Consider the following 17,752-nt stretch of genomic DNA (forward strand, 5'->3'; position numbering starts at 1 on the left):
AAAAACCGCGGTGTGTCAGGGTTTCTGACAAATATACATAATATTATTAATTTTCTAAAAACTATCTTGACTTGCCACAATTGCCTGTATATTATTAGACCTAACTTCGAGGCGGCACGTACATAATCTTACAAACGCTGAAAGAAGCAAAGGGGGAAAACAGGTGGGGAAACGAGTAATGGCTTTAGCGATGACGAGTACATTGGCACTTGGTTTTTTGGCAGCATGCGGTAATACGGAATCTGCATCAGATGGTGGAGGCAACGAAACAGTGAAGATTGCACTCCAAGCGCCAATGTCGGGCGGCAGTGCGACATTAGGAGAAGCAATCAAGAATGGAGCTGCTATGGCAGTGGAAGAGGAAAAAGCTGATTTCGAGGAAGCCGGTTTCAGTCTGGAGCTAGTGGAATACGATGACCAAGGTGATCCGCAGAAAGGGGTTTCCAACGCACAAATCATCGGCTCCGATCAGGAAGTGTACGGCGTCGTAGCCCATTTGAACTCTGGTGTTTTTATACCTTCGAGTGAAGTGTATGAGCGTTATAATATTCCTTCTGTATCCCCGGCTTCAACAGCAACGGATGTTACCGACCGTAATTTGAAATCGGTCAACCGGATAGTAGCACGTGATGATTTCCAAGGACCAGCTGGGGCGGAATATGCCGTCCAGGAAATCGGTGCAAAGAAAATCTTCGTCATTAATGATAAAACAGCTTATGGGCAGGGATTGGCAACGGCATTTGCTGAGGCTGCAGCAGAAGAAGGAGCTGAAATCGTCGGAGAAGCTGGAATCACGGTAGGAGAGAAAGATTTCAACGGTGTATTGAATCAAGTATCATCGGCTGATCCGGATCTTGTCTATTTTGGCGGCCTGTACTCAGAGGGTGGTTTGCTGATCAAGCAGGCACGTGACAATGGTATCGATGCGGCCTTCATGGGCGGTGACGGACTTGATTCCTCCACACTTGTTGAGATTGCTGGTGACACAATCAACAATGTTTATCTGACTTCAGTAGCCGGCGATTCTAGCGCGACTGAATTTGCCAAGAATTATGAAGAAGAGTATGGAGCCAAGCCTGAATCCTTCTCCATTTATGGCTATGATTCAGCCAAGGTGCTCATGGAAGGCATACTCGATGCAGCAAAGGAGAACGGAGGCAAGCTTCCTGCTAAAGATAAAGTCGCAGCTGCTGTACGTGCAATCGATGATTATGAAGGCGAAATGACCCAGGTCAGCTTTGATGATAAAGGCGACAACGAATTCGCTAAAATATTCATTTATAAATTCGATGAAGCAAGCTATCCAGCCAAAATCCAAGGCGAAATTTCACAGTAAGAAGTGAAAAGGATATGGTCACGATACCATATCCTTTTTCATTACAGAAAGAAAGGAGTTGGAATGATGACACAGGTGTGGGATACACTGCCACAGGTGCTGATTGATGGCCTGACACTTGGAGCTATTTATGCAATCATCGCTCTCGGTTATACGATGGTTTACGGGATTTTGGAACTGATTAACTTTGCTCACGGAGAAATATTCATGGCAGGAGCTTTTATCGGAACAGCAGTCCTGATCGGTCTGACTGGTCTTGGCTGGGTTGCTGTCATGCCAGCTATATTCGTTTTGCTAATTGTCCTAGTGATTACAGGGGGACTTACAGGTATGCTCGGCATGGGAATTGAGCGACTCGCATATCGCCCGCTCCGAAAAGCATCCAAGCTGATTACCTTGATTACGGCAATCGGCGTTTCCTTCCTGCTCCAGGACATTGTCCGCTTTATTACGGAGACACAGCAGAATAACTATATCGTCAATACACCATCGCTCTTCCCGGGCAGTCTATCGGTTAGCGGCTTGAACATTCGCTACTCTTTCCTTGTTGTTATCATCGTTGCAATCCTGATGATGATCGCATTGGAGTTTTTCGTAAACCGGACAAAGTGGGGACTGGCCATGCGAGCTGTAGCACAGGATCAGGATACTGCTTCACTGATGAGTGTGAATGTAAATAAAGTGATCAGCGTCACCTTTTTTGTTGGTTCAGCTTTAGGTGGTGCCACAGGAGTATTGTTCGCCATCCATTATGGCACAATTGACCCGTACATCGGCTTTATCCTTGGTTTGAAGGCCTTCACTGCGGCAGTATTGGGCGGTATCGGGAATATCCGCGGTGCCATGGCTGGCGGTATGCTGCTGGGATTATTGGAAATGTTCGCAGCGGCAAATCTATCTGCAATAACAGCGGGTCTGCTTAGTTCAGAATATAAAGATGTGTTTGCTTTCGCCATCCTTATCCTCGTATTGATATTCCGGCCTGAGGGCTTGTTCGGCAGAGCCGCAATCGAGAAAGTGTAGGTGACATATGAAAAAAATCCTGGAACAAATACGTGGAAACAAATGGCTCCAGCTCGGACTTTTAGTCGGTTATATCGCGCTCACTTCTCTTAGTTTGATTTTGGCTCAGCGTTCGGTTGCGGCATTTCTGCTGCTGCTGTTATCGTTTTTGCTGCTGTATTACACAAAGCTGCCAAACTGGTCAAAATGGGCAATCGGTCTTGCCATCATGTTCTTTATCCTTCCGTTTTCTGCGATGCAGGGACCTGCATATCAGGAATATATGGATGTAGCAACACTTGTTGGTATCTACGTCAGCATGGCACTTGGCTTGAATATCGTCGTCGGAATGGCTGGTTTATTGGATCTTGGTTTTGTGGCCTTCTTTGCCGTCGGTGCTTATACATACGGTATTTTCGCCACAGCGCAGGCGTCCAACTTCATGCCGTTCGGAACGTATCCATTATCGGGTAACAGCTTCTGGATCTTCATCATCCTCGGCTGTTTCGTCGCTGCATTGTTCGGTGTGCTGCTTGGGATTCCGGTGCTGCGGGTGAAAGGTGATTATCTGGCCATTGTTACGCTCGGTTTCGGGGAAATCATCCGGATCGTTTTCAACAACTTGGACCAGCCAGTTAATATTACCAATGGTGCGCTAGGACTATCTTCAATTGCACCGCCTAAGATTTTCGGGATTGAACTGCTGTATTCCAATCAGATTTATTTTGTCGTTCTATTCATTTTGCTTTTCGTCATTTTTGCGGTTCGCAGTCTGGAGCATTCCAAGCTGGGGCGTTCCTGGAAAGCTGTCCGCGAGAATGAAATTGCTGCTCAAGCGATGGGAATCCCGCTCGTAAAAACAAAGCTTATGGCCTTCGCAATCGGCGCTTCATTCTCTGGTATGATGGGTGTCGTTTTTGCAGCCAAGCAAGCATTCATTGATCCGACCAGTTTCACGATGCTCCAATCAATCAATATTCTTGTCATGGTTCTTCTTGGAGGGATGGGCAGTGTGCCTGGTGTCATTCTTGGTGCTGCCGTCGTGACGATCCTAAATGCCCAAGTACTCAATGAATTGACAATGTGGTTTAACAGCTTAAGCACTGCAGGCATCATCACCTTGCCGGATGCCATGTCTCCTGTAAAAATGCAGCGCTTCTTCTTTGGTGCATTACTCATTCTGTTTGCACTGTATCGATCGAAAGGGCTGATACCGGCAAAGAATGTTGTATATGATAAACAGAAATTCCTTTCTGAGAAGGGCACGAAGAAACGACTGCAATCTGTTGCTGCACCAAAGGAGGATGAACATGGCCATACTGGAAGTTGAGAAACTGACTAAAACATTTGGAGGACTGACTGCCAATAAGGAAATCAGCCTCCGAGCTGAAGCAAATAAAATTACAGCAGTTATCGGACCGAATGGTGCTGGCAAAACTACTTTCTTCAATATGATTACCGGTGTGTATAAACCAACATCCGGTTCTATCAAACTGCGCGGCGAATTAATCGGTGGTCTAAAACCACATGCCGTAGCTAAGAAAGGAATCTCCCGTACGTTTCAGAATATCCGCCTGTTCGGCCCAATTACGGTTTTGGAGAATGTGCTGGTCGGTATGCATACACATTTGAAAGCAGGTATTTTCGGGACGATTTTTCATTTGCCAGGAGTGGATAGAGAAGAGCGAATTGCTGAACGGGAAGCATATCGTTTGCTGGAGTATGTTGGACTGGAAGAGCATTACAATGATGAAGCTGCCAGCCTGTCGTATGGAAGTCAGCGGCGTTTGGAGATTGCCAGGGCACTTGCGACTAAGCCGTCTGTTTTGCTGCTTGATGAACCGGCAGCCGGAATGAACCCAAAAGAAACAGCAGACCTGACAGGTCTTATCCAGAAAATCAAACAAGAAATGGATATGACAATCATTTTGATTGAGCATGATATGAAGCTCGTCATGGAGATTTCGGATTATATTTATGTACTGGACCATGGAGAGCTGATTGCAGAAGGACTGCCGGCCCAAATTAGACATGATAAAAAGGTTATCGAGGCGTATTTGGGTAAAGGAGCAGCCGAGGAACAGGAGGCAAAAGGATGAGCTATCTGGAGCTGAAACAAGTGACTGCCTTTTATGGTGCTATCCAAGCCTTAAAACAAATTGATTTGACAGTAGAAGAAGGGGAAATCGTTACGCTGATTGGCAGTAACGGAGCTGGGAAATCTACTACTCTGAAAACAATCAGCGGACTCGTACCTGTAAAGGAAGGTACGGTTCTGTATAAAGGAAAAGATATCACTTCCCGAAAAGCCCACCAGACGACAAAGCTTGGTGTCGCACATGTACCAGAAGGGAGAAGGATTTTCCCGAAGCTGACGGTGAAGGAAAATTTACAAATTGGCGCATTTGGTGTAAAGGATAAAAAACTGATCGAGCAAAGGATGGAGCGTGTTTTCGGCTACTTCCCACGAGTAAAGGAGCGGCTTCATCAGCTTGGCGGTACGATGAGCGGCGGCGAGCAGCAAATGCTGGCTATCGGCCGGGCGCTAATGATGGATCCTGATTTGCTCATGCTCGACGAACCATCCATGGGCTTAGCCCCAATCATCGTCGAACAAATTTTCCACATTATTAAAGAGCTCAACGACGACGGCATGACCATCCTGCTCGTCGAACAAAATGCCTTCCAAGCACTCAAAGTCGCCCACCGCGGCTACGTCCTCCAAACCGGCAGCATCTGGCGCAGCGGCAAAGGCCAGACACTGCTGGCCGATCCAACGATTACGGAAGCATATTTGGCATAGAGAAGACCCGCTGGGAGGCGGGTCTTTTGTTATGTATTTTGATCTAGTAATCTTTGAAAAAATATCTATTTTATAAGAACTCATATATTATCGAATATTTAATGGAAAATTCCGTAAGATTTATTCACAAAACACTTCATGAAATTTTATTTTAGTAATATAATCTAAATATGAATTAAAATTTTATATAGAGAGCAGGTGATCCTGACAGTGAAGGGCGGTTTAACACTGCTTCGAGAAAGCTTACCTTTGATTAAGCCCTCTGAAAAAAATGCAGCTAACTACATACTTGCCCATCCAGCTGAGGTGGTAAAGCTTTCGGTACAGGAGCTGGCAGTGAAAAGCGGGTCCAGTGAGGCGGCCGTTATCCGTCTTTGTAAATCAATCGGTGTGACAGGGTACCGGGAACTGAAGCTGAAGATTGCGGGAGATTTGCAAAATGAAAGCGGTAACAAAAATGCGTTTGGTGAAATCAAACCGAATGATACGGTTGCGCATTTGATGGAAGCAATTGCTGAGAAGCATACCCAGTCAATCAGTCAGACAATGCAGGTTAATGAAGCGTTGGCAATTGAACAGGCGGTTTCTATGATTTCCAGAGCAAGAAAGATTGATTTTTATGGAGTTGGAGCTTCCTATCTTGTTGCACAGGATGGCGAGCAGAAATTCGGCCGGATTGGCAAATGGTGCACTGCCTACAGTGATGCCCATCAGCAGCTGGCTTCAGCGGCGAATCTAACATATGGGGATGTTGCATTTGCTATCAGTTATTCAGGTGAAACCGACCAGCTGCTGTCTGTCATAAAGCAGGCAAAGGAAGCTGGAGCAACGACGATTGCGATGACGAAGTTAGGTCCTAACCGACTTCAAGAGCTGGCTGATATCCAGTTGTTCACCGTGGCAAAAGAAGCCCGCATCCGCAGCGCGGCTACAAGCTCCAGGATTGTCCAAATGTATTTAATGGATATCATTTACACAGCGGTAGCGGGACAGAATTATGATCATACAATCGACGCACTGGAAAAATCACGGCTGGCAATTCAGCAAGCATTCCAAACAGAGCAAAAGTGAGGGAAAACAATGCTAGATAAACTGACGACAGAGAAGCGCAACGAAAGTACGATGAAGCTGGATCAGCTTACTACAAAGGAAGTACTTCAGCTGATGAATAAGGAAGATCGAACAGTGCCAGACGCGGTGGAGGCAGCATTGCCGAAAATTGAAGCGGCTGTGGAACAAGTCATTGCAACATTTCGGGCTGGAGGCAGACTCATTTACACTGGTGCAGGCACAAGCGGCAGACTTGGTATTTTGGATGCAGTGGAGTGCCCGCCAACATTCAGCACACCAGATGATATGGTGCAAGGACTGCTGGCTGGAGGAATGTCTGCTTTCCGTAAAGCGAAGGAAGGGGCTGAAGATAATCCGGATTTAGGGGCAAGGGAGCTCGAGGAAATCGGTTTGTCTTCAAAAGATACTGTAATTGGTATTGCGGCAAGTGGCAGAACACCGTATGTGATCGGGGCGCTGGATTATGCTGCAGCTGTAGGAGCTGCCACAGTTAGCGTTGCTTGCAATAAAAACTCAGCTATATCTAAGCATGCAAAGATCAGCATTGAGGTAGAAACTGGTCCGGAAATACTGACAGGCTCGACAAGACTGAAAGCCGGAACTGCACAGAAGCTGGTGCTGAACATGATATCTACTGCCAGTATGGTAGGAGTCGGAAAAGTATATAAGAATTTGATGGTTGATGTGAAGCCGACGAATGACAAATTACAGGAGCGTGCTAAACGCATCATCATGGAAGCAACCGGTGCGAACTATGATGCAGCAGAGAAAATTTTTGATCAAGCAGACGGTCAGGTCAAGACAGCAATTGTCATGCTGCTGCTTGATGTTCCAAAAGAGGAGGCAGAGGAGAAGCTTCGTAATGCAGAGGGATTTGTCCGTTCAGCGATAAAAGCGTAAAGGGGAGGAATCAAAATGGCGAAGATGAAGCAATTGGCAGAAGACATTCTCCGTGAAGTTGGCGGAGAGCAGAATGTAGTTTCTTTGACACATTGTATGACACGAGTGCGGTTGCGGGTTAGGGATGATAATCATGTGAACTTTGATGCTCTAAAGCGTATCGAAGGCGTCATGGGAGTAGTAGCAGATGATACAATTCAGATTGTAGTCGGACCTGGGACTGTTAATAAAGTCTCCGATGAGATCAGCCGAATCACCGGTCTCGGTGTCGAAGAAGAAGCAGCAGAAATTGACGATCTTACCTTTGAAGAAAGAGCCCAGCTCAAACGGGAGAACATGAAGGAAAAGAATAAAACGCCGATTAAGTTTCTATTAAAACGTATCGGTAATATATTCATTCCGCTGATTCCTGGGTTGATTGCTTCCGGTATCATCAATGGTGGTGTCAGCTTCGCTGTCAATGCTGGTGCAGATCCTACACTCGGTATCATCCAGATTCTTCAGTTGATTGGCGGAAGTTTGTTCAGTTTCTTAGCGATTCTAGTCGGTTGGAATACGGCGAAGGAATTCGGTGGTTCTCCGGTTCTTGGTGCCATTGCGGGTATGATTTTGTTCAATCCGGCGCTGGCGAATATTACGTTATTCGGTGAAGCGCTCGTTCCTGGCCGGGGCGGATTATTCGGCGTCATCTTTGCTGCTTGGCTGATGAGTTTCATCGAGAAGCGCGTAAGAAAATTCATGCCTAATAGTATTGATATTATTTTTACTCCTATCTTAACTGTTCTGTTTGTTGGTGTTGCTTCTTTACTTGTCATTATGCCCGTTGCCGGTGTGATGTCAGATGGAATTACTTCCGGAATTAATGCAATTCTTAATGTCGGCGGTGTCGTAGCTGGTGCTTTGCTTGCTGGATTCTTCCTGCCACTTGTCATGGTGGGATTGCATCATGGATTAACGCCGATTCACATGGAGCTTATCCAGACGTTCAGCTTTACAGCATTGCTTCCTGTTCTAGCAATGGCAGGCGGCGGACAGGTCGGAGCTTCTATCGCTGTTTTCGTCAAAACACGTAATAAGCGTCTGCGGAATATTATCAAAGGTGCCTTGCCGGCCGGATTCCTTGGTATTGGCGAGCCGCTATTGTACGGGGTAACTTTACCGCTCGGACGTCCGTTCTTAACAGCTTGTCTTGGAGCTGCTGTCGGTGGAGCTACACAGGCACTGTTTGCAACAGGCGCGACTTCTATCGGTGTTTCTGGACTTTCTTTAACGCCGCTTATCGCTGAAGGAAAGTACCTGCAATACTTGATTGGTATTTTTGTAGCTTATATTGCCGGCTTCCTATTTACTTACTTCTTCGGGTTTAAGGAAGACATGGCAAAGGATATATAACTATCAGGGCGTCTTTATGACGCCTTTTTTGTACATAGGAGGGATAAGGTGTTAGGGATATCTGTGTATTTACAGGAACGTATAGAGGAAGAGAAAATCAGAAGGTTTTATGAAGCTGGATTCCGGAGTTTGTTTACATCACTTCACATTCCGGAAGAAGATGCCTCCGCGTATCGAACTAAATTACAACTTCTTGGTTCAATCGCTTCTGCTCTTGAGATGGAATTGATAGCGGATATTTCGACAGCATCAATGGAGAAGCTTGATTTGGACTGGAATACTGCTGAGACGGTGCTGGATTGGGGACTAACTGGTTTGCGGATTGATTACGGAATTGAGGATGATGTTATTGTCCGGTTATCGCAAAAGATGAAGGTCGCTTTGAATGCAAGTACACTCACAGAAGAACAGCTACAGCGATTGATTGAGGCGGGTTTGCGTACTACCCACACGGAGGTTTGGCATAATTTCTACCCCCGGCCGGAAACAGGTCTTGCACTCAGCGATTTTCTAGCGAAAAATCTCCTATTCCAAACATATGGTTTGAAGGTGCAAGCTTTCATACCGGGTGACCGTAATCTGCGGGGGCCGTTGCATCAAGGACTGCCAACATTGGAACAGCATCGTGAGTATGGAACTTTTGCTGCCTTCACAGAGCTGAAAGCATATAACGTGGACAAAGTTCTAATTGGAGATCCAGACGTGACAGATGAGGCATTAATGCAGCTGAAAGATTCATCAAATACAATTACGCTCCGTGCAGAGCCTTATGGGGAGCTAACAGAAGCACATCGTTTGCTGGAAAAGGGGACACATAATCGCCCGGATCGGGCGCGAGATGTAATACGCTCGGAAGAGTCTAGGATGAGCGGAATGTTCCAAGATGTAGAGGTGTTACCTTTCAATTGCATCAAACGAAACAAAGGAAGCGTAACTATCGATAACAATCTGTATATGCGTTACAAAGGTGAAATTCAAATTACTAGGAGTAACTTGCCTCAAGACGATAAAGTCAATGTGATTGGACAGATTGTACCAGAGGATGTGCCTCTATTAAATTATATCGAAGGTAGCAAGCATTTCAGGAATATATGGGTATAAAAAAAGTAGGTGAGGAAAATCCTCAACCTACTTTTACTTCTTCTGAACCGCCGTTTTCCAAGTAATCTTTATTCAAATTGAATTTGCCTTCCCACTTAGAAACAACGATAACTGCAAGACTGTTACCAACAACGTTTACAACTGTACGTCCCATATCAAGGATACGGTCAATACCAGCTATGAACGCAAGACCTTCAACTGGTAACCCCACAGAGCTCAATGTTGCAAGTAATACGACAAAGCTTGTTCCTGGAACCGCTGCGATACCTTTAGATGTAACGATCAGCAATGCCATAATTCCAAGCTGCTGCCAGATAGTCAAATCAATACCGTACATCTGTGCAATGAATAGAGATGCAAGAGCTTGATACATGGTTGATCCATCCAAGTTGAATGTGTAACCAGTCGGCAATACGAAGGAAACAATGGATTTTGGCGCACCCATACGTTCCATTTTATACATTACGCGCGGCAATACTGTTTCACCACTGGAAGTGGAGAATGCAAGCAATAGTTCATCTTTCAATACTTTCAGCATCTTGAACAAGTTGATGCCTACGATTTTTGCAATGATGGAGAAGATGACAAGGATGAAGAACGCCATCGCACCATATGTGACAAGTGCAAGCTTACCTAATGGAACCAAAGATGAAATACCGAATTTCGATACTGTAACACCGATAAGTCCGAATACACCAATTGGTGCTAATTTCATAACAAGGTTTGTTACCCAGAACATAGTCTGACTGACACCTTCGAAGAAGTTCAGCACAGGCTGTCCTTTTTGACCGATAGCTGCTACCCCAAGACCGAATAGTGCGGAGAAGAATACGATAGCGAGCATGTCACCCTCACCGATTGCTTGGAAGACGTTTGTTGGGATGATTTCAAGAATTGTATCTACAATAGTACGATCTTCTTGTGTCTCTGCAGTTTCTTCATACTGTGAAATGCTTGATGTTTCTAGAGAAGAACGGTCGATACCTTCTCCGGGCTGGAAAACGTTTGCGAATATAAGACCGATAGCTAACGCAATGATCGTAACAATCTCAAAGTAGACGAGTGTTTTAAAACCTAGTCGACCAACTGATTTACCATCACCTGTGCCGGCTACACCGACAATGATAGAGGCGATGACGATTGGTATAACGATCATCTTAATCGCACGTAAGAACAAATCGCCCAAAGGCTGTAGAATAGAAACGGCAGTTTCATTGCCGTAGAAGATTGAACCAACAATAACACCTAGCGCTAAACCAATTAAAATCTGGTAGGCTAGTCCAATTTTAAAACGCTTCATGATGTACCCCCACGTTGTAAGATTAATAAATTCATAAATGTAATAATAGCATAGCTTACTAGAATCATGTCAACTTTCCTAACAAAGAAAAGGAAGACACAATTGTGTGCCCTCCGCGGTAAATCAGAACAAATTGATTAATTCGTTGACCATTAGTGCACCGAATAACAAAATGCTGATACCCAATACGCCGTTTGTGATCCAGCCATTCCTGTAATCAGGTTCGACGCGCTTCGAGTTGAGCAGCCATATAAGTGTAATTGCGAGGAACGGCATGAGCAATGCTCCCAGCGCTCCTTGAATCAATACAAGTCCCACCGGTTTGCCAAAGAATAACAAAAGCATTGGCGGAAATGTAAGCCAAACAAGATAAAAACGATAAGCAGGATCTTTTTCAGAGACCGGTTTGTCTTCTGACCGCCCTTTTTTTCGTACGGTACGAATGAAATCCGCAAACAGATATGGAACGCCATTCCAAACCCCGATTAATGAGGAGAATGCAGCTGACCATGCACCAATCATGAACATCCAGGAAACAACTCCATTGAATTCTTCCCCAAGCATGCCAGACAGTGTGATTAAGCCTTCTTCTCCATCAATCTTGATATTGGAGCTGTGCAGGAATTCTGCACCGATGACCATCAAGGAAAGTGTAAAGATCGCTGTCACGATGTATGCAACGCTATTATCAACGCGCATCATCGAGACCCAAGCTTTTCCTTTCCATTTCTTCTCCTGCAGCCAATAGCCATAGGAAGCCATCGTAATCGTTCCACCGACGCCACCTATCAGACCCATGACAAGCAGGAAGCTGCCAGCGTCCATTTTTGGTATGACGATACCTCGAACGATATTCCCGATATCAGGAAGCAAGATAACGGCAGTTCCTACTACAGTGACAAACATGATACCGATGAAAACGAGCATCACTTTCTCGAACAGCATGTATTTACCTGTCCAAATCAAGGCAAATCCCGCGAGAAGATGGATGATGGCCCATGCCCATAGCGGCATGATAGGAAACATCGAACGCATCATCAATGCGCTAGTGGATCCTGCTGCGGCACCATAAAGGACGCCCCAGATAATTGAGTAGACACCGAAATAGCCGGTTGCCCATCTGCCAAGAGAGTGCCAGCCTTGTAGGATGGTTTTGCCAGTTGCAAGATGCCATCTGCCGACTCCCTCGGTGAGGAAATATTTGATGATAGAACCTAAAATGATTGCCCAGCCGAGCATCATGCCAAAGCCTGATCCGGCTACTAAAGCGGCGATAAGATCGCCAGTTCCGACGCCCGTTGCTGCGGTGACAAAGCCAGGTCCGACATTGCGGAGCTTCTGGCCGAAGGTCTTAGGAGGAGTAGGACTGGCGGGCGCCATTGGGTTGTTTTCGTTTTCCATACACGTACCCCCTTCGCTACTGTGATTGTAAACATAAAAGATAAGTGTTGGCAAGATAAAGTTGTAAGGCAAAAAATGCTTGCTGATAATTATTAGGATGATAGAATAATGAGAGAGTCAAAGAAACCTAGACAAATCAATAGTTTTAAAGTGAATAACCTGATTAGTAAGATGTTTTGTGATTTTTATAGTTAAGTACTTGTCAGACAAAAAAGGAGAAGAAGCATACAACATGAAAAAGGAGAAAATGTCGCATCGGATTGCGGCTGAAATATTGGAACAAATAGTGGAAGGAGATATCAAACCGGGACAGAAGCTGCCTACAGAGAAGCAGCTATGTGAAAAATATGGCGTCAGTCGTGCTTCGATCCGGGAAGCATTGAGCGAGTTGAAAGCACAAGGCGCTGTCACATCAAAGCAAGGCGGCGGAACGTACGTGGAACAAGCATTTCATGGTGAATTCTTCCACCAAGTGATGGTCGATGAATCGAATCTTGCCAGCTTCCGCTATCTTTTTGAAATGCGGAAGATTTTGGAGCCCGAAGCAGCCATGCTGGCAGCAGAACGCCGGACAAACAAAGAATTAGAAGAAATGCGCTCTGCGCTTGAGTTGATGAAGGAAGTGGATGTTGATACCGCTGATTCATATAAAGGACGCAATGCAGACTTTACTTTCCACCTTGCTGTGATGAAAGCAACACATAATCCGGTCATGATTCAGACCTTTGCTAACTTAGACACTGTTTATAAGAAAGCGCTAGATCTGTCTTTTGAAGAAAAACAAGATCTTTTGCGCAATAAGCAAATCATTTATAAGGAACATGAGAAAATTTATGAAGCCATCCAGGCAGGGGAAGCAGAGCTTGCTCGTTTGCAATGCTTGATTCATCTGCGGAATGTTGAGAAGAAGCTGACCCCTGACAGCTGATAAAGGGGAGAGGACCGGTTGCTTGCAGAATGGTGGATAATTTTCAACAGACCTGCGGAAATCGGTAAATCAACTTACAAACAAGTTCAATAGAAAACCGAGCAGTCAAGGGCTGCTCGGTTTATTCTGTTTCTACAGGTACTGCTGTCCAGACAAAACGTTCTGGAGCATCTCCTACATAAGAAAACGGGTAGCATGTTGTCACAGTTAAAACTTCCTCTGGAGCAGTTGGAACGATAACCGTCAAATCATCTTTATCGACGATTTTTGTATTCTCAACCTTATAGGTGAAGGAGCCGTACGGCATTTCAACGACAAAGGTGTCGCCTACTTTCACTTCTCCCATATTGCGAAACACTGTGTCACGATGGCCGGATAAAACAATCTGATCATCTTGGAGCGGATAGGCGGTTCCTTTATAATGGCCAACGCCTTTATCCAGATCATCAGCATCTGTTCCTTCAACAATCGGCAAATCTGCATCTAGCTTCGGTACATGCAGTACACCAACTACATCTCCTTGGCCAGGCTCGAAGCTGCTTGCTTCCTTTTCTGCTTGCTCAGGGGTAAGTTTCTCTGCTGCATGAGCTTCATGAAGCATCGATTTCGCACTGGACAGGGAATCTTTCTGTGCCTTTGCGGTTGTATACCATTCATATCCTCCGTATCCTACCAATAGAAGCCCTGCAACAACTAATATGACAGCGAATCGTTTCATATGTTCTCCTTTATGTACAAGCTGGCTTGTATAATTTCTAACATATATTATATATAAAAAATTTCCAGCGCGGAAGCTGTTTCTTGTAAAGGTTTAGTAAAGCAAAGCACGGGATAAACTGCCTTTATATATGCTGCTATGATATAATCGAAGCTTATCTAAAAAAAGGGAGGGGAGAAGATGAGTTTGAAAAAATGGGTCTATGGTATGCTGCCGCTGGCTTGCATCATCATCATCTTCCTATTTTCCGCTACCCCTTACCAGGAGCAGGACATCAAGCCTATGCTTGCTTCCCACATAGATTTAAGTCCGCTTGAACCATTTCTTTCACCTATCCATTTTACCTATCATGGACAGGAGGTCAGTGTACAGGCGGTAGGTGTGTACTCTGTCGTGGAATTCTTTATAAGGAAAGCGGCCCATTTTGGTGTCTATTTCTGTCTGGCGATTCTCGCATTTGCGGCACTTTATAAAGGATTTGGTTTGAAATACCGACTATCATTGCGTATAGCATTGGTGATATCAATCCTATATGCCTGCTTCGATGAATTCCATCAAAGCCTTACACCCGGCAGGACGCCATATGTCGGGGATGTGGTTATTGATACAATCGGTGCTTGTGTGGGACTGTTAGTGGTAATAATCGGAAGGAATCTGTATCACATTTACTGGAAACGTTCATAAATGCTACGAAATCCTTATTTTTGGCAAAAATAGACATCCTTTTGCGAAAAATGTGGTATATTCACTATGATTCACACGATTCAGATTACGTACATATCGTAATGTATCGATTTACCAAAGAGGTGACATAGTGAAAGAGCAGGAAATATATAAGAATATCCTAGTAAAGCTGATATCCCAGACGGAAAACAAACAGATCAACAATACAGAAGACATGATGACAAAGCTAATTCAAGAACTACAATCATATCGAACAGTAAGCCAAAGTTAAAAGAGCAGTGTACCGGATACCGGCGCTGCTCTTTTTGTGTGTTCTTAACGATAGAAACTGCTTGTAAACGTGTATTTATCCGCTCTATACGTGCTCGTTACATACTCAAAGGGCCGACCATCCTCCAGATAAGACAAGCGATGAATGCGTAAAACTGCATCGCCTCGCGTTACGTTCAACAATCTAGCCAGCTCTTCGTCTGCCAAATCAGCTTCGATTTCCTGTTCAGCACGGTGAAGCGTCAACCCCATTTCACTTTCTAAATAAGCGTAAAAGCTCTCCTTAAGCTTGTTCTCTGTCAGATCTTTAGCCATTTCCAGTGGAGATGTTATTGTTTCGACAGCAATCGGTTCCTGATTCGCGGATCGTAAACGTTTGATTCGGATTGCGGCTGCACCGATTTCCTTTTGTAATTTGTCTGCAGTCATACTGCTTAATTTTATTTCCTTCCATTCCAATATACTGCTGGATGAAGAGAGCCCGCGGGCTTGCATATCTTCACTGAAACTTGTCAATTTTGATAAAGATTGATGATAAGGACGCACTTTCACGAAAAGACCTTTGTTTTTTCTTCTTTCTAGCAGTCCATCTTCAATTAGAGCCTGCATTGCATGCCTTACTGTCATTCGGCTGATGCCTAATGACTCGGTATAATGCCTTTCAGGCGGCAGCATCTCCCCAGAAGGCAAGCTGCCGGACTCGATGCGCTCACGAATCGCCTGTTCCAACTGAAAATAAAGCGGAATGGGTGAATTTTTGTCGATCATGCTAGTGCTCCTCTGTCGTTTTATTTCACTAAGTATAACATGTTGATTTTTAATTGTATACATATTGTCTATAGTGTTAGACAATATGTATACCTTATGCTAAGCTAATGGTACTATCAAGGAAAGAAGGAATCTTGCTATGGGTGACATCTTGCTTCGCAATGTCCGGATTTGTCTGCCAGAAAAGTTGGTGACGGGTTATCTCGGTATGAGAAATGGGGAAATAGTAGAAATAGGAGAAGGTGAACCATCCCAGCAGTATGGTAAGGAAGTGGATGGGCTACTTCAATATGCATTGCCCGGTTTTATCGATGGACATATTCATGGAGCTGCAGGGGCAGATACGATGGATGCGACACAGGAAAGCCTGCACAAAATGGCTGCCTGGCTGCCGAATGAAGGAACAACTACTTTCGTAGCTACTACAATTACCCAAGAAGAAGAGGCAATTGAGACAGCTCTGGAACAAGTACGTTTGTTTATACATCAAGCGGGAGAAGCTGAACTTATCGGCGTCCATTTGGAAGGTCCGTTTGTTAATCCGGTGAAAGCAGGCGCACAACCATTAGCTCATATCCGCCAACCTGACACAGAACTTTTCCGGAAGTGGCAGAAGCTATCAGGAAATAAAATTAAGGTCGTGACGCTTGCGCCTGAATGTGACGAGGACTACCAGTTGACGCAGCTGCTAGCTTCGGAACAGATTGTAGCATCGGCGGGACATACAGATAGCTCTTTTGAACAAATAAAGGATGCTGCTGAACAGGGAATTACGCAGCTGACTCATTTGTGCAATCAAATGAATGGAATTCATCATCGTGATGTGGGGGCTGTCGGTGCAGCATTTTTACTACCCGAGCTCATGTCGGAGCTAATAGCAGATGGTATCCACGTAGCACCTGAGATGCTGCGTTTGGTTTATCAGAATGTCGGTCCAGACCGGTTGATTCTGATTACAGATTCCTTGCGCGGAAAAGGTTTAGAAGACGGCACGTATGATCTTGGCGGGCAGGCTGTCACTGTGAAGGATGGTAAAGCATTGCTGCCGGATGGGACGCTCGCTGGAAGCATGCTGCAGATGAAGGATGCAGTTCGGAACATGGCAACATTTGCAGATGTATCTGTTGCAGATATCGCCAAGATGACGGCGGAAAATCCGGCCAAGCAGTATGGAATTTATGACCGAAAAGGTTCGCTAGCTATAGGAAAAGATGCAGATATCGTTTTGCTGGATGACCAGCTGACATTGCAAGCAACCTATTGCAAAGGGAACTTGGCTTATCAGAAGGAGGAAGAATCATGCTGACAATGGAAAAAGCAAAGGATTATAAAGAACTTAGTGTAATGGCTGCTGAACGCATCGCTATGAAGCTTTCTAAAAAACCGGATGCTGTGCTGGGGCTTGCGACCGGTTCAACACCGGAAGGCATGTATGACGCACTTATCGAGATGTATAATCAAAAACGCATTTCTTTTGCAGAAGCTGCAACATTCAATCTTGATGAATATGTAGGGCTCCAATCCGACGACGAGAATAGCTATGCCTACTATATGAACCAGCATCTGTTCCAACATATTGATTTATCCCCAGAAAAAGCGCATCTCCCAGATGGAGAAGCGAACGATATGGACAAAGCGTGTCAGGCTTATGAGCAGCTGATTGAGGAAGCAGGCGGTATTGATTTACAAGTCATCGGTATCGGCTTGAATGGACATATCGGTTTTAATGAACCACATACACCATTTGAGCAGCGGACTCATGTTGTGGAGCTCGATAAGACAACAAGAAGTGCGAATGCGCGCTTTTTCCCGAGCTTAGAAGCTGTCCCGACACATGCTATTACAATGGGCATCCAAAATATAATGGAAAGTAAAGAATTGCTTCTGCTTGTGGCAGGGGAACAAAAAGCTTCTGTATTGGAGAGGCTAGTATACGGTGATAAAACCGAAGCATTTCCTGCATCCATTATCAAAGACCATCCGAATGTCACGATTATTGCTGACCAAGGAGCACTGAGCGGATTGAAGGCGGCAGATTATCAGACCGGGAAGTGATTTCCCGGGTAATAAATTTGTCG

General features: G+C 45.0%; 18 protein-coding genes. 14 read left to right on the forward strand and 4 right to left on the reverse strand.

Features of this window, described 5'->3' with window-relative positions; translation table 11 throughout:
- Positions 1–178 precede the first annotated feature (178 nt).
- The 9 genes from GZ22_RS15640 to GZ22_RS15680 all read left to right on the forward strand — a co-directional run bounded on the left by GZ22_RS15640 (position 179) and on the right by GZ22_RS15680 (position 9,605).
- A complete protein-coding gene (locus GZ22_RS15640; protein WP_038566259.1) occupies positions 179–1,336 on the forward strand; it encodes a branched-chain amino acid ABC transporter substrate-binding protein in 1,158 nt (385 codons plus the stop codon).
- Positions 1,337–1,399: 63 nt separating this feature from the next.
- Positions 1,400–2,359: a branched-chain amino acid ABC transporter permease gene (locus tag GZ22_RS15645; RefSeq protein WP_038564470.1), complete on the forward strand. Its 960-nt coding sequence runs from the start codon at positions 1,400–1,402 to the stop codon at positions 2,357–2,359.
- 7 nt (positions 2,360–2,366) lie between these two features.
- On the forward strand, positions 2,367–3,668 hold the full coding sequence (locus GZ22_RS15650; protein WP_038564473.1) for a branched-chain amino acid ABC transporter permease: 1,302 nt from the start codon (positions 2,367–2,369) through the stop codon (positions 3,666–3,668).
- The gene (locus tag GZ22_RS15655) at positions 3,649–4,437 is read left to right on the forward strand and encodes an ABC transporter ATP-binding protein (RefSeq protein ID WP_038564476.1); all 789 of its coding nucleotides are present in this window, start codon (positions 3,649–3,651) and stop codon (positions 4,435–4,437) included. The genes GZ22_RS15650 and GZ22_RS15655 overlap by 20 nt, the downstream gene beginning before the upstream one ends.
- The gene (locus tag GZ22_RS15660) at positions 4,434–5,141 is read left to right on the forward strand and encodes an ABC transporter ATP-binding protein (RefSeq protein ID WP_038564478.1); all 708 of its coding nucleotides are present in this window, start codon (positions 4,434–4,436) and stop codon (positions 5,139–5,141) included. Before GZ22_RS15655 ends, GZ22_RS15660 begins: the two co-directional genes overlap by 4 nt.
- A 210-nt stretch (positions 5,142–5,351) precedes the next feature.
- Complete coding sequence (locus GZ22_RS15665; RefSeq protein WP_038564481.1) at positions 5,352–6,212, forward strand: MurR/RpiR family transcriptional regulator; 861 nt, start codon at positions 5,352–5,354, stop codon at positions 6,210–6,212.
- 9 nt (positions 6,213–6,221) lie between these two features.
- Positions 6,222–7,112, forward strand: coding sequence for an N-acetylmuramic acid 6-phosphate etherase (gene murQ / locus GZ22_RS15670; RefSeq protein WP_038564483.1), 891 nt, complete (start codon positions 6,222–6,224; stop codon positions 7,110–7,112).
- 15 nt (positions 7,113–7,127) lie between these two features.
- Entirely contained in the window at positions 7,128–8,504 is a 1,377-nt protein-coding gene (locus GZ22_RS15675; RefSeq protein ID WP_038564485.1) for a PTS transporter subunit EIIC, read from the forward strand.
- 48 nt (positions 8,505–8,552) lie between these two features.
- Positions 8,553–9,605, forward strand: a complete 1,053-nt coding sequence (locus GZ22_RS15680) for a DUF871 domain-containing protein (protein WP_038564486.1) — start codon at positions 8,553–8,555, stop codon at positions 9,603–9,605.
- 22 nt (positions 9,606–9,627) lie between these two features.
- On the opposite strand, the gene GZ22_RS15685 is transcribed toward GZ22_RS15680, so the two are convergent.
- Positions 9,628–10,905, reverse strand: a complete 1,278-nt coding sequence (locus GZ22_RS15685) for a cation:dicarboxylate symporter family transporter (RefSeq protein WP_038564488.1) — start codon at positions 10,903–10,905, stop codon at positions 9,628–9,630.
- Positions 10,906–11,028: 123 nt separating this feature from the next.
- Positions 11,029–12,306 (reverse strand): Nramp family divalent metal transporter, encoded by a 1,278-nt coding sequence (locus tag GZ22_RS15690; RefSeq protein ID WP_084160773.1) that lies wholly within the window; start codon positions 12,304–12,306, stop codon positions 11,029–11,031.
- 232 nt (positions 12,307–12,538) lie between these two features.
- Here GZ22_RS15690 and GZ22_RS15695 point away from each other — a divergent pair, with 232 nt between their 5' ends.
- Positions 12,539–13,234, forward strand: coding sequence for a FadR/GntR family transcriptional regulator (locus GZ22_RS15695; protein ID WP_038564489.1), 696 nt, complete (start codon positions 12,539–12,541; stop codon positions 13,232–13,234).
- 121 nt (positions 13,235–13,355) lie between these two features.
- Here the strand turns inward: GZ22_RS15695 and GZ22_RS15700 are convergent, their stop codons facing one another.
- Complete coding sequence (locus GZ22_RS15700) at positions 13,356–13,952, reverse strand: class D sortase (RefSeq protein ID WP_038564491.1); 597 nt, start codon at positions 13,950–13,952, stop codon at positions 13,356–13,358.
- A gap of 180 nt (positions 13,953–14,132) precedes the next feature.
- On the opposite strand from GZ22_RS15700, the gene GZ22_RS15705 reads away from it, so the two are divergent.
- Positions 14,133–14,636: a VanZ family protein gene (locus GZ22_RS15705; protein ID WP_038564494.1), complete on the forward strand. Its 504-nt coding sequence runs from the start codon at positions 14,133–14,135 to the stop codon at positions 14,634–14,636.
- Between the two features lie 130 nt (positions 14,637–14,766).
- Positions 14,767–14,907, forward strand: coding sequence for a hypothetical protein (locus GZ22_RS18675; protein WP_164072102.1), 141 nt, complete (start codon positions 14,767–14,769; stop codon positions 14,905–14,907).
- A 44-nt stretch (positions 14,908–14,951) separates the two neighbouring features.
- Here the strand turns inward: GZ22_RS18675 and GZ22_RS15710 are convergent, their stop codons facing one another.
- Positions 14,952–15,674 (reverse strand): GntR family transcriptional regulator, encoded by a 723-nt coding sequence (locus GZ22_RS15710; RefSeq protein ID WP_038564497.1) that lies wholly within the window; start codon positions 15,672–15,674, stop codon positions 14,952–14,954.
- A gap of 139 nt (positions 15,675–15,813) precedes the next feature.
- Between GZ22_RS15710 and nagA the strand changes: the two genes are divergently transcribed.
- Both nagA and nagB read left to right on the forward strand, forming a co-directional pair.
- Positions 15,814–16,980 (forward strand): N-acetylglucosamine-6-phosphate deacetylase, encoded by a 1,167-nt coding sequence (nagA, locus tag GZ22_RS15715; protein ID WP_038564500.1) that lies wholly within the window; start codon positions 15,814–15,816, stop codon positions 16,978–16,980.
- Positions 16,974–17,729: a glucosamine-6-phosphate deaminase gene (gene nagB, locus GZ22_RS15720; RefSeq protein ID WP_099046371.1), complete on the forward strand. Its 756-nt coding sequence runs from the start codon at positions 16,974–16,976 to the stop codon at positions 17,727–17,729. Before nagA ends, nagB begins: the two co-directional genes overlap by 7 nt.
- The last annotated feature ends 23 nt before the right edge of the window (positions 17,730–17,752 follow it).

It is taken from the genome of Terribacillus saccharophilus, from assembly GCF_000725365.1.
GTDB lineage: Bacteria > Bacillota > Bacilli > Bacillales > Amphibacillaceae > Terribacillus > Terribacillus saccharophilus.

Coding starts and splice junctions, on each gene's coding strand:
- GZ22_RS15645 (WP_038564470.1), top strand. CDS start 1,400: ATGATGACACAGGTGTGGGATACACTGCCACAGGTGCTGATTGATGGC.
- nagA (WP_038564500.1), top strand. CDS start 15,814: ATGGGTGACATCTTGCTTCGCAATGTCCGGATTTGTCTGCCAGAAAAG.
- GZ22_RS15685 (WP_038564488.1), bottom strand. CDS start 10,905: ATGAAGCGTTTTAAAATTGGACTAGCCTACCAGATTTTAATTGGTTTA.
- GZ22_RS15640 (WP_038566259.1), top strand. CDS start 179: ATGGCTTTAGCGATGACGAGTACATTGGCACTTGGTTTTTTGGCAGCA.
- GZ22_RS15675 (WP_038564485.1), top strand. CDS start 7,128: ATGGCGAAGATGAAGCAATTGGCAGAAGACATTCTCCGTGAAGTTGGC.
- GZ22_RS15710 (WP_038564497.1), bottom strand. CDS start 15,674: ATGATCGACAAAAATTCACCCATTCCGCTTTATTTTCAGTTGGAACAG.
- GZ22_RS15700 (WP_038564491.1), bottom strand. CDS start 13,952: ATGAAACGATTCGCTGTCATATTAGTTGTTGCAGGGCTTCTATTGGTA.
- GZ22_RS15660 (WP_038564478.1), top strand. CDS start 4,434: ATGAGCTATCTGGAGCTGAAACAAGTGACTGCCTTTTATGGTGCTATC.
- nagB (WP_099046371.1), top strand. CDS start 16,974: ATGCTGACAATGGAAAAAGCAAAGGATTATAAAGAACTTAGTGTAATG.
- GZ22_RS15650 (WP_038564473.1), top strand. CDS start 2,367: ATGAAAAAAATCCTGGAACAAATACGTGGAAACAAATGGCTCCAGCTC.
- GZ22_RS15690 (WP_084160773.1), bottom strand. CDS start 12,306: ATGGAAAACGAAAACAACCCAATGGCGCCCGCCAGTCCTACTCCTCCT.
- murQ (WP_038564483.1), top strand. CDS start 6,222: ATGCTAGATAAACTGACGACAGAGAAGCGCAACGAAAGTACGATGAAG.
- GZ22_RS15655 (WP_038564476.1), top strand. CDS start 3,649: ATGGCCATACTGGAAGTTGAGAAACTGACTAAAACATTTGGAGGACTG.
- GZ22_RS15695 (WP_038564489.1), top strand. CDS start 12,539: ATGAAAAAGGAGAAAATGTCGCATCGGATTGCGGCTGAAATATTGGAA.
- GZ22_RS15705 (WP_038564494.1), top strand. CDS start 14,133: ATGAGTTTGAAAAAATGGGTCTATGGTATGCTGCCGCTGGCTTGCATC.